Origin of the sequence: Candidatus Pelagibacter sp. HIMB1636 (assembly GCF_052047675.1) — a bacterium.
GTDB lineage: Bacteria > Pseudomonadota > Alphaproteobacteria > Pelagibacterales > Pelagibacteraceae > Pelagibacter.
Genome location: NZ_JBNAJP010000001.1, coordinates 202241 through 214571, shown reverse-complemented (window position 1 = coordinate 214571; position 12331 = coordinate 202241). Strand labels below are relative to the sequence as shown.

Sequence of the window (12331 nt, the reverse complement as noted above, 5' to 3'; positions counted from 1 at the left end):
ACAATTAAGAAAAATTATAAATTTATCTTGAGGAGTTTAAATTGAATGATTTAACTAAGTAAAATCCTATAAACATTGAAACAACAAAAGTTATTGAGTAAATATTCAATAAAGCAACAGAAGTTATAGCTGGACCAGGACATAATCCTCCTAATCCCCATCCAGCACCAAATAAAGCTGAACCTAATATTAACTGATTATTAATTGTTTTGTTATTTGAATAATTAAATTTCTCTGCGAGTAATGGTTTTTCTTTTTTCTTAATTATATGAAACATAGGAGATGAAACAACCAAAGCTCCCATCATCACAAATGCAAGAGATGGATCCCAATTTCCAAATAAATCCAAAAAGCCTAATACTTTTGCTGGATTAACCATTTCAGATATCACTAAACCGATACCAAATATTATACCTGAAAGAAGGGAAGCTAATTTGTTCATAATAAATTTTTTATAAATACAGTTAATATTCCAATAATCATAAATGTAACTGTTGCAATAATTGATCTTAAAGAAAATCTTCCAATACCACTTATACCGTGTCCACTTGTACAACCACCACTGATCCGTGTTCCGATTCCAACCAACAAACCTGCTGCTATCATCAAGACATAAGAATTAGAAATACTAATGTTAATTCCTCCATTAGAAAATAAGGAGTAAATAAATGGTGCAATAATTAAACCTAACAAGAATAATAAATTATCAAATTTATTTTCTTTCTCTGTTAACGCATTACTTGCGATACCACTAATTCCCACTAAACGGCCGTTCAGTAAAAAAAACACCACCACTGCTAAACCAATGATCAATCCACCAGTAAAAGCTGGAATTGGTGTAAAATTTACTATGTTCATAAAATTAATTACTCAAAACAGGAAAAGCTTGTCTTACTTTTAAAAAATATTTTTGATATTCCATTTTAGTACATTTGTTTTCTACATATTCTATATTATTTTTTTCTACAAGTGACTTAGCATTTTCGTCTCTTATTCCAAGTTGTAACCATAATACCTTAGCACCAATTTTCACAGTATCTTCAGCTATGCCAAAGGCTTCTTTAGAAGGTCTAAAAACATCTACAATGTCAATAGGATCTTTAATCTCTGTTATCGAAGCATACACTTCTTCACCTAAAATTTTTTTACCCTTAGCTGATGGGTTAACTGGATAAACTTTATAACCATACTCTTGCATATATTTCATAACAATAGTTGAAGGTTTTTTTAAATCATTACTAACACCAATCATCGCTATAGATTTAGAATTTTCTAAAATTCTCTTTATGTCACTCATTTAGTTATTTGTTTTCTTTTTTAATTTGTTCTTCGCAGAATTTTCTTGCTGCATTCAAATCAGCAATTTTAGTCTCAGATAATTTTTGACTTCCTGCAATACAAGCATCTACTGCTCTTTTAAAATTATGATCTTTAAAATTTAATACAAAGTACATTCCAAAAATAATAAATAAAATAATGAGTATATTTTTTTTATTCTTCATTATTATTTATGTTTCCAATTTGGTTGTCTTTTTTCTAAGAAGGCCGAGATGCCTTCTTTGGCATCCATTGCCATCATATTAACAGTCATCATTTTGCTAGTGTATGCATAAGCATTTCTTAGAGGCATTTCTAATTGCTTATAAAAAGCCTGTTTTCCGATTTTAATGGTCAAATTAGATTTCGATCCAATTTTTTTTGCTACTTTTAAAACTTCATCGTTTAATTTTGATTTAGAAAAATGATTATTTATTAAACCAATTTCTTTTGCATAATTTGCTTTAATAGGTTCTCCTGTTAAAAGCATCTCCATCATTGGTTTACGATTAATTTTTCTACTAACCGCCACCATTGGTGTGCTGCAAAACAATCCAATATTTACACCAGGTGTCGCGAATAAAGCGTCTTTGGTGCTATATGCGAGATCACAACTTGCAACTAACTGACAGCCTGCTGCAAAAGCTGCCCCATGAACCTTTGCAATAACTGGTTTTTTTCCTTCAACAATTTGTAACATAACCTTAGAGCAAAGATTAAATAACTTTTGATATTTATCTTTTTTTTTTAGACTTCTGACTTCTTTTAGATTATGGCCAGCACTAAATCCTTTTCCTGCGCCCTCTATGATTATTACTTTAGTTTTTTTATCAGCATCTAATTTTTTTAATGATTTTAATAAATCGGAAAGATTTTTAAATGAAAGAGAATTATATGTTTTTGGTTCATCAATTATTATTGATGAAATCTCAGAATTAATTCTCTTTATTTTAATATTACTAGTCATTTAATCAGTTAATCCATCGGATCTAGCCTGATTTCTTTCTATATGAATTGGTAAAACTTTACCATAAATTGCTTTTGAGTGTTCTGGAGTATTTACTCTGTAGGGATCTAAAACATAAGCAGGAATACACATATATCTAGATTTTTGACCTTCTACTTTTGTAACTCTATGAAGAGTAAATCTTCCTTTAAAAATTTGAAGATCTCCTGGTTCTAACTTAAGCTGCCTTACTCTTGATCGGTCTCCTTCTAAAACTTTTTTAACCTCATCAAAATTTTCGTTTCCTGGTGCTCTAATATTTGGACAATATTCAAAAACACCTCCTTTTTCAGGTTTCTGAATCATCAAGCTTAGAGTAAATTCACAACTATCAAAATGCCAGGGAAGAATTCCATCAGGTTTCATAACATTGTACGCATGACAAGCCAAAGGATCTGCCCATCTATAAATAGGAGAAATGCCTAAACATGCAGAAACAAATTTTAAAAGTTCTTCAGTTTCATAAAGATATTTCATTTCTGAATTTTTCGGAAAACAATCTGAATTTAAATATCCATTATACCTTTCCATAAAATTTCTCTTTGGATGTTTTGCAGGTAAACTTGGATCATCTTTAGCATAAAGATATGCATTGATGCTTTCTTTTGACATATAAACTTCATCAAGTTGTTTTTCTAATTCTGTATTCATCACCTCTAAAGATTTAGGCAAAATAAAATTCGGGATAGTTGAACAACTATATTGATCTAGTTCTTCCTTACATTTTTTTACTAAATTCTTAATAATTGGAGAATTTAAATCGTGAATAGGATATTTTTTTAAATCGACAATAGTGTTTAATCTATCGTTCATTAAAAATTATTTTAATTTACCCTCTTCTCTCATTTGAGCTCTAATTTTAGTTGCTGAGATTTTTTGAGTTTCCTCATCTAAAACTATTTCCTCAATTTTGTAACCAACGCCTCTTCCATAACAAATATTTGTAATATTAGGAACCAACATAATTTTAAATTGACCTTCAAATTCAGGATTTAATCTTTCTTCAATATTTTTTTTTACAGTTTCAAAATCAAATGGATTATCATCAACACCTTGTACGTCTCTTATTTGGATGCAAACTTGTCCTGTTTTTTTTATTATCTCTTTAAACAGTTTATAGTGTCCATCATGGAAGGGTTGCCATCTTCCTAACATTTGTGCTGTAGGTTTTTTATTGTCCCATTGATATTTCATTATTTCTCCTAAATTTTATTTGTATTAAATATCTTCTAACGGATGATGGGACATTAATTCAAGTCCATTTTCACCTATAAGGTATTGTTGCTCAAGTTTAACACCTTCTTTACCACCTACTTTACCAATATAACTCTCAACTGTTATAGTCATATTTTTTTGAAACATTCCACTACGTTCACCACCATCTGTTGGATATCTAATTGCAGGCCACTCATCGCAAAGACCTATTCCATGTACCATTACAGAGTATCTATTTGGGTAGTAATCTTCAGGTAAAACCCATGATTTATCTGTGAATTCTTTAAAAGATAAACCATCTTTAATTAGTCTTGAATTGTAATCTATTTGTTCAACAGCCATTGAATATAATTTTTTTTGTTCCTTATTAAATTTATTACCAACTACAAATGCTCTAGAAATATCTGCACAGTATCCATAAGGTCCTACCATGTCTGTGTCAAAAGCAACTAGTTCACCATCTTGAATGACTTTGTTTCCACATTCTTGCATCCAAGGATTTGTTCTTTCTCCTGACGCTAATAATCTACACTCAATCCATTCACCATAATTTTCTATATTTGTTTGATGAAGAATTGACCATAACTCATTTTCTGTCATTCCTGGTTTTAATTGTTCTCTCATTTTAACAATGCCCATTTCAGCAACATCTATTGCTGATCTCATACATTTAATTTCTTCAGATGATTTAATTACTCTTGCTTGTTCTAAAATTAATTTAGCATCAACCACTTGAATTTGTTCTTTATTTAACGCAGAAACCGCAGGACCGTTTAAAACATCAATGGCAATTTTTTTTGATTTAAAATATGATTTAGATAAATCTTTAACTTCATTAATCCATTTTTTTAATTCCTCTTCAGATTGATCTCCGTTACTAAAATAATCCCAAGTTATTGCTGGTCTCAATTCATCTATGAGATGAAGATGCTCAGATAACTTTTCACAATTAAAATATTCATAAAGAATTACTGGACCATTAACTGGAACAAAGCAGTATCGAGTTAAATTATGCATATTATAAACACTCATGTTTACTGTGTCTAATGCATATCGAAGATTTACTGGATCAAATAAAAAGCAAGCTTCTAAATTATTTTTTTCTAATTCTTTTCTAACTCTATCTAAACGATATGATCTAAGTTTATCAAAATCTATTTCATCTTCTCTTAATCTTTTTTTGGTAATAAAATTCTGTTTTGGTTTAAATTCTGGAGCTATTTTTCTACTAAATCTCATTTTGTAACTTTATAAATTCCTAACCATGCGTTTACATTTTTACTAGCAATGTAATCTGATTTAAAGAAATCCTTTTCTTCCCACAATTTGTTCTGTTTAAATTGATCTATTTTAGTATCAAAACTATATTTCTTAAAAATACCCTCATTTATAGTGAAGCCTATATAGCCACCTGATTTGGTAATTCTTAAAAACTCATCTAGAGCATTATTTTTGACATGACCAAATGTGAAGGTTCCAACGCATAACACACTATCATAAGTATTATCTGCTTCAGGAATTTCTTTATTTAAATCTAATTTACTTAATTTTTTGTAAAGATTTTTTGGAACTGAATTTAAAAGATCTTGCGATAAATCTATTCCATGAAAATTATTAAACCCAAATTTCTCTAATTCTTGCGCAACTAGCCCTGTACCACAACCTGCATCGAGTATTAATGCATCTTTATTTTGCTGATGTTTTTTAAAAGCTGCAGCTGTTTCTTTTGGACCTGTATAATTCCAATCAATCATGTCCTTATTATATTTGTTATTTTCAGCCCAATCTGCGTAATAATTCATCACGTCTTCTGTTTTGTCCAACTTATAAATGTTTAAATTTTTAGATACGTCTTTTTCTTGATCAGGCATTAACTTCTCATTTTTTGACCACTTGGATCATAAAGTGGTTCTTTAATAATTGAGCAATTAAATAAATCTCCATTTATCTCTACTTGCACTTTATTTTCAGATTTAAATTTATCCTGATCTACAAAAGTAAAGGCAACACTCTTGTTTACAAAATGTGCAAAACCACCTGAAGTAACGTAACCTATACTTTGATCTCCATTCATAACAGCTTCATTATTTGTTACATCAATATCATTAGTTTCAACAATTAAAGGTATAAGTTTGTTTGAAGAGTTTTCCTTTTGTGCATTTTCTTTACCTATAAATTCTTTATCCCAATTGATAAAAACATCTAATCCTGTTTCTTTAGCAGTAAAATCTGGTCTATAATCTAATGTCCAAGCTCCCCAATTTTTCTCAAGCCTCATCGACATTAATGCTCTTCCACCAAAGGGTTTAATATTAAATTCTTTTCCAGCTTCAACTAGTTCTTCATATAATTTTAATTGATAATGAGGTGCTACATATATTTCGTAACCAAGTTCTCCAGTGAATGAAATTCTATTTACTAGTGCAGGAACTCCACCAACAAACATTCTTCTCGAGTCTCTAAACTTAAATTTTTCATTTGAAACATCATCTCTTACTATTTTTTCTAAAACCTTTCTTGAATTAGGTCCTGCAATTGATAATCCATGAAACTCATCAGATCTATTTTTATAATTTAAATTAAATTTATCTAAGTGACTTTCAAACCAACGTCTGTGCATTTCTTGAGCAGCACCAGATCCAAATACCATGAATTCATTTTCATCCAAACAAGCAACTGTTAAATCTCCACACAATTTTCCTCTATAAGATAACATTGGTGATAAAGATATTCTTCCAGGTTTGGGAAGTCTTCCAGCCATTATATGATCTAAAAATTTTCTCGCATCTGGGCCTTTGAATTCATGTTTTGAAAAATTTGCAACTTCAATCAAACCAACGTTTTCTCTTACATTAATAACTTCTTTTGAAACATAATCATGTGATCTTGATCTTTTTATTGTTGGTTCTTCATGAGCATCTTCTTTATTATTTGCAAACCACAAAACATTTTCTAATCCAAAACTATCTCCCATCATAGCTCCTTGATTAACAAAACGATCATAAAGTGCTGTAGTTTTTTGTTTTCTTCCTTTTGGTAAAGTTTCATTGGGAAATGTCATAATAAATCTTCTTTCATAATTTTCTGAAGATTTTATTGTTCCATATTGAGGAGATGCATAATCTCCAAATCTTGCAACATCCATTGCCCAAACATCAATGGAAGGCTCACCGTCAATAATCCATTCAGCTATACATTTTCCAACTCCACCCCCTTGGCAAAATCCAGCCATCACACCAACTGCAACCCAATAATTTTTCATTCCTGGTACAGGACCAATCAAAGGACTCCCGTCTGGACCAAAAGTAAATGGTCCATTAACTATATTTTTTATTCCTGCACGCTCTAAGGCAGGCATTCTCTCAAACCCAATTGCTAATCGATCTTCAATATTATCTAATTTCGGTTCCAATAATTCATGACCAAAATTCATTGGTGTTCCTTGTACTTTCCAGGGAGTAGATTTTGGTTCATAAGTTCCAAGCAACATTCCTTTTCCTTCTTGTCTAAAATAAATATTTCCTTCAAAATCTGTTCCGATAGGCAATCTTTGGTCACCCATTGCTTCAATTTCTGGAATAGGTTCGGTGATTAAATAGTGGTGTTCCATTGGCTGAACTGGAAGATTTAATCCTGCTAATTGACCAACTTCTCTTGCCCATAAACCACCCGCATTAATTACTATTTCAGCATTAATGTTTCCTTTTTCAGTAAATACATCCCAGGTTCCATCTTCTTTTTGTTTTGTGTCTTTTACGACAGTGTGGGTATAATATTTTCCACCATGAACTTTTGCAGCTTTTGCAAAAGCATAAGTAACTCCTGATGGATCAACTTCACCATCAATAGGATCCCATAATGCCAACAAGTATCTAGAAGGATCAATTAACGGATGTTTCTTTTTTACTTCTTCTAAAGAAATAAATTCTTGATCAAGACCCATGTATCTTGCTTTTGATCTTTCTCTCTTTAAATAATCAGCCCATACTTCGTTTGAAGCTAAGTAAAAACCTCCACTAGGTTTAAATCCTGTTGAATGACCAGACTCTTTTTCAATCTCTTTATATAAACCAATTGTGTAAGCCATCATCCGAGAGATATTTGGGTCAGAAGAAATTACATGAACATTTCCAGCAGCATGCCACGAAGAACCTGATGTTAATTCATTTCTTTCAAGTAAAATACAATCTTTTAATCCAAATTTAGATAAATGGTAAAGAATAGAACACCCAACTACACCGCCACCTATGATTACAACTTTGGCATGCTTTTCCATTAATATTTAATTTCTTTATTTACTTTTTTTAAAGATTTATCAGTACCATGATGAAAATGTTTGCTCATGTCCGGCATGTATTTCATTGAAATTGGTTTTTTACCAATTGCAACAGACATTTCTCTGACATGATGAGCTTCAGCACCACAACATATACCAATAAAATTTATTTTATTCTGAACACAATCTTTTGCAAATTCTGCCATTTCAAATCTGTTACAAAATAAATTATCTAAAGCTACAGGGAATGCATTTCCACCAGGAATACAATCACAACCATGATCGGTAATATTTAAAAAACCAGGTTCTTCCTCAGTAGTTCTGTAAGGAACGGGAAGCCCTGATACATGACAAGAAACTTTGTCTCTAACTTTTTTTAAAAGTTTCATCGTCATCTCTGGTCCTCTATAACAATTTAGACCAACTACATCGGCACCTAGATCTTCCACAATCTTACATGCATCTTCAGCACTATGTCCTTCTCTAGTTTTATCGCCTCTGGGAATTGCAAAATTACAAACTGCAATTAGCCCAGCATCCTTAATTGCTTTTAATGCAATTTTCATTTCATCAGTCCAACTAATTGTTTCAGCAATAACAAAATCAACTCCAGCCTCTTTTGCCCAAGCAACTTGCTCCTCATACATCTGTTGACACTGCTTATGAGTATTTGCATCACCTGGATCAAACACGTTTGTGTTTGCAACATCTCCACAAACCATCAAATCTAAATCTTTAAATTCAGCTGCTGCATCTTTTGCAATTTTAAGAGCATTTTTTTGCATTGGTTCTAATAAATGTTCTTTACCAATTATTCTTAGTTTTTCTCTATGACCATAATAAGTAAATGCCTGAACTACATCTGAACCAGCTCTGATAAACTCTCTATGTAATTGAGTTACTACTTCAGGATGCTCCAACACAACCTCAGGAACAAATGGACCTGCTGAAAGATAACCTCTTCTTTCCATTGCAAAAAGGTATCCTTCTGCACACATGATAGGACCCTCATTTAACCTTGTAATTAAATCTTTTTTCATAATTTATCCTTTCATTTTGTTAAATTTGTTGCAACCCATTTGTGAAACATCAAAGTAGGTGTATCCATTACAGGTGAAAAATTTCCACCATTATAAGCAGGTGAGCTTCGCCCTTTTTGCATTCCTTCAATTGCAGTTACATCTTCGTTCATAACTTCTTGCCAAAATGCAAAATTTTTTTCTCTAATCCCTTTAAACTCATCGCTCGAAGCGCTTTCATCTCCGATATAATATAATTCAAAGTGTTCTTTTGTCTGATTGTTTGAAATTGGTTCTAACCAAAATGCATAAAAATGATCTATGTGAATTCCCAACATTACATTTGGGTATAATGATACATATTCAGATTTTTCAGATACTTCACTTGGCCAATTGGGAAAACATTTAAATTTTATATTCCCATCAAACTGTTGTGAATATTTATCACTTCCTTGTCCAGAGAAATTAAAATTTTTATCTTCTATATGATAATGATCTGCAATATTTGAAACTCTATTCAGCTCAGGATGTATCCATGGCAAATGATAGCTTTCGCAATAATTCTCTATAGCAAATTTCCAATTACTATTTACGGTCATATTAAAGTAACCATTGTCAGAAGCATGTCTTATTAGTTGTTGATCTTTTTTAGAAATAAACTTAGACCATCTATCCTCCAAAGGTTTAATAAATTCTTCAAAGGGTTTTGCATTAGAATTAATATTTATGAAGATTAAATCCATCCAAACTTTTGATCTTATTTCTTTAAGGTTGCTATTATTTTTATGAAATCCTTCTACTTCATGTTTTCCTAATCCTCCTATATGAGGAGTAACAGTTAATTTACCATTAAAATCATAAGACCAGGAATGATAAGGACATCTTATTACATTTTTTAATTTACATTCTTGGTCAACTAGTTTGAAACCTCTGTGACTGCAAACATTGTGAAAAACTTTTATCTCATTATCTTTGTTTCTGACTATTAATATTGGAATATCTAAAAGATTAAATGGCTTTGCATCACCAGGATTTGGAACCGAGCTTGCAACACCAACCATCGTCCAATTATTTTTAAAAACTTTTTCTTTTTCAAATTCTAAATAATCGTCATTCAAATAACACTCATTAGGTAATCCATGAGCTTTCTCTATAGGATTTTTAACAACTTCTATTTTTTTAGGATCTAAGATGTCTGATAATTTTTTATTTAAATTCATAAACCTCCTTTAATTAATTAATTAAAAAATTAATTTAGGGTTTAAAAATTACGACTCTCTAATAATGATTTGCTGAAAAACTGTTTTACAATTTAAAATATAAACAAACTCTTTGAAAAAAAAATTTGCTGAAAATTTCATTTAAAAACCATAACTAAATTTAATGCACATTTAAAGACAATTTGACTTCAACTTAGAATTGAATTTAATTTGCAATATTTCTCTCAATATGTTCAATTTGATTTTTAAATGAATCAAATATTGGGAGATATAATGAAAATTAAAAGAATACTTCTTTCCCTAGCCGTTGTTTTTGGTCTTACTTCTTTTGGAAGTGTAGCTAATGCTGCTTGTGGAAATATAACTATCGCTAATATGAACTGGGCCTCAGCAAACTTCATGGCTGAAGTTGATAAAATTATATTAGAAGAAGGTTATGGATGCTCTGTGGAGTTGGTGCCAGGTGCAACAATGCCTACATTTACATCTATGCAAGAAAAAGGTGAGCCAGATGTTGCTCCAGAATTTTGGGCTAACGCTGCAATAGTTGCATTGAACAAAGCTGTTGATGAAGGCAAAATGCATTCAATCAACAAAGCTCCAATCACTGGTTTAGGTGAAGGTTGGTGGGTATTACCTGCTACTCTAGAAAAGCATCCTGAGCTAACAACTGCCGCTGCAATTTTAGAAAGACCTGATCTATTCCCTCATCCAGAAGATCCTTCAAAAGGTGGTTTCCACATTTGCCCTCCTGGATGGAACTGTGAATTAAGTAACAGAAATCATTTTAGAGCTTGGGGCATGGAAGAAAAAGGTTGGGCAATTGTTGAAACTGGTTCTGCTGCAGGACTTGATGGTTCAATTGCTAAAGCTGCTGAAAGAGGAGAAAATTGGTTTGGTTACTATTGGTCACCAACAGCTTTAATCGGAAAATATGATATGAGAGCTGTAGACATGGGTGAATGGGGCGGTAAAGATAACTGGGACAACTGTATAGTTTTACCAGAGCAAGAATGTGCTGACCCTAAAAAAACTTCATGGGTTAAATCAGAAGTTTTCACTATTGTAACAGATAACTTCAAAAACACAGCTGGAAGTTCTGGTATGGATTATTTCAAAAAAAGAACTTATCCTGGTCCAGTGATGAACGGTATGTTAGTTTGGATGGGTGAAAACCAAGCAGAAGGTGCTGACGCTGCAATTGAATTCCTAAAAACACAAGAGGGTGTTTGGTCTAAGTGGGTTTCAAGTGACGCCGCTGCAAAAATTAAAAAAGCACTTTAATAAATAAAATTATCGAACCCGTTTAAAAACGGGTTCGATTTTAAAAAAAAATTTATGGATTTCTTTACTAAAATTCCAGTAATGGATAGGACAGCCTTAAGAGAGTTAAAAAAAGGTATTGATTTTAGCTTTAAAGAATTTTCACGAGCGTATGGTGATGGAATAGAAGGTTTTTTTGATCCCCTATTATATTTTTTAATTTGGCTAGAAAAACTTTTAGTAAATAGTCCTTGGCCAATCGTTATTGCAGTCTTTGCAATATTAGCATGGATAGGTTCAAGAAGTATAAAATTAACTATTGGAACCATTGTTTGCTTTTTGATAATTGGTTATTTTGGTATGTGGAAAAACTGTATGGCTACAGTTGCCATTATATCAGTTTCGACATTAGTTTGTATTGTAGTTGGAATCCCAATTGGAATTTTAATGTCTAAATCTTCAAGAGCAGAAAAAGCAATTTTACCCATATTAGATATGATGCAAACTATTCCAAGTTTTGTTTATTTAATTCCTATAATCATGCTACTCGGTATAGGAAAAGTTCCAGGGCTTTTAGCTGTTTGTATTTATGCCTTACCTCCAATTGTAAGGCTAACCAATCTGGGGATTAGAGAAGTAGATAAAGAAACTCTTGAAGCAAGTGAGGCGTTTGGAGCAACTCCAATGCAGAAACTTAAATCTGTTCAAATTCCATTGTCACTTCCAACAATTTTTGCTGGGATTAACCAAACAATTATGATGGCTTTAGCAATGGTTGTGATTGCATCTATGATAGGTGTAAAAGGTCTTGGAGTGCCTATTTTACAAGCAATTTCTAACCAATATTTAGCATTAGGAATGATGAATGGTTTAGCAATTGTAGCCTTAGCAATTATCTTCGACAGGGTCACTCAGCAGTACGGGCAAAGAATTCAAAAGCACAGAGGTCAGCTGAAGAAGTAACTTTGGCTCAAACGAATTTTCTAGACTCATATTTCAAAATCAATAAAGATCC

General features: G+C 31.7%; 14 protein-coding genes. 2 read left to right on the top strand and 12 right to left on the bottom strand.

Going from position 1 to position 12331, the window contains the following annotated elements; genetic code table 11:
• Positions 1–22 precede the first annotated feature (22 nt).
• Genes ACTTA6_RS01095 through ACTTA6_RS01040 form a run of 12 tightly spaced genes read right to left on the bottom strand, consistent with a single transcriptional unit; the run spans position 23 to position 10053 of the window.
• A complete protein-coding gene (locus ACTTA6_RS01095) occupies positions 23–442 on the bottom strand; it encodes a DUF6691 family protein (protein WP_440614140.1) in 420 nt (139 codons plus the stop codon).
• Positions 439–858, bottom strand: coding sequence for a YeeE/YedE family protein (locus tag ACTTA6_RS01090; protein ID WP_440614139.1), 420 nt, complete (start codon positions 856–858; stop codon positions 439–441). The genes ACTTA6_RS01095 and ACTTA6_RS01090 overlap by 4 nt, the downstream gene beginning before the upstream one ends.
• Positions 859–862: 4 nt before the next feature.
• Positions 863–1297: a CoA-binding protein gene (locus ACTTA6_RS01085; protein WP_440614138.1), complete on the bottom strand. Its 435-nt coding sequence runs from the start codon at positions 1295–1297 to the stop codon at positions 863–865.
• 4 nt (positions 1298–1301) lie between these two features.
• The gene (locus ACTTA6_RS01080; RefSeq protein WP_440614137.1) at positions 1302–1502 is read right to left on the bottom strand and encodes a hypothetical protein; all 201 of its coding nucleotides are present in this window, start codon (positions 1500–1502) and stop codon (positions 1302–1304) included.
• Between the two features lie 2 nt (positions 1503–1504).
• Entirely contained in the window at positions 1505–2284 is a 780-nt protein-coding gene (locus ACTTA6_RS01075; protein WP_440614136.1) for an enoyl-CoA hydratase, read from the bottom strand.
• Entirely contained in the window at positions 2285–3136 is an 852-nt protein-coding gene (locus tag ACTTA6_RS01070) for a HalD/BesD family halogenase (protein ID WP_440680344.1), read from the bottom strand.
• A gap of 6 nt (positions 3137–3142) precedes the next feature.
• A complete protein-coding gene (locus tag ACTTA6_RS01065; protein WP_440614134.1) occupies positions 3143–3517 on the bottom strand; it encodes a cytidyltransferase in 375 nt (124 codons plus the stop codon).
• Positions 3518–3541: 24 nt separating this feature from the next.
• On the bottom strand, positions 3542–4777 hold the full coding sequence (locus ACTTA6_RS01060; RefSeq protein WP_440614133.1) for a M24 family metallopeptidase: 1236 nt from the start codon (positions 4775–4777) through the stop codon (positions 3542–3544).
• Entirely contained in the window at positions 4774–5409 is a 636-nt protein-coding gene (locus tag ACTTA6_RS01055) for a class I SAM-dependent DNA methyltransferase (protein ID WP_440614132.1), read from the bottom strand. Before ACTTA6_RS01055 ends, ACTTA6_RS01060 begins: the two co-directional genes overlap by 4 nt.
• Complete coding sequence (locus ACTTA6_RS01050) at positions 5409–7814, bottom strand: GcvT family protein (protein ID WP_440614131.1); 2406 nt, start codon at positions 7812–7814, stop codon at positions 5409–5411. Before ACTTA6_RS01050 ends, ACTTA6_RS01055 begins: the two co-directional genes overlap by 1 nt.
• Positions 7814–8854 carry a homocysteine S-methyltransferase family protein gene (locus ACTTA6_RS01045; RefSeq protein ID WP_440614130.1) on the bottom strand — a complete coding sequence of 347 codons (1041 nt, stop codon included), beginning with the start codon at positions 8852–8854 and terminating at the stop codon, positions 7814–7816. Before ACTTA6_RS01045 ends, ACTTA6_RS01050 begins: the two co-directional genes overlap by 1 nt.
• Before the next feature lie 11 nt (positions 8855–8865).
• On the bottom strand, positions 8866–10053 hold the full coding sequence (locus ACTTA6_RS01040) for an aromatic ring-hydroxylating oxygenase subunit alpha (protein ID WP_440614129.1): 1188 nt from the start codon (positions 10051–10053) through the stop codon (positions 8866–8868).
• Between the two features lie 273 nt (positions 10054–10326).
• Here ACTTA6_RS01040 and ACTTA6_RS01035 point away from each other — a divergent pair, with 273 nt between their 5' ends.
• A complete protein-coding gene (locus ACTTA6_RS01035) occupies positions 10327–11337 on the top strand; it encodes a glycine betaine ABC transporter substrate-binding protein (protein WP_440614128.1) in 1011 nt (336 codons plus the stop codon).
• Positions 11338–11391: 54 nt separating this feature from the next.
• A complete protein-coding gene (locus ACTTA6_RS01030) occupies positions 11392–12279 on the top strand; it encodes an ABC transporter permease (protein WP_440614127.1) in 888 nt (295 codons plus the stop codon).
• The last annotated feature ends 52 nt before the right edge of the window (positions 12280–12331 follow it).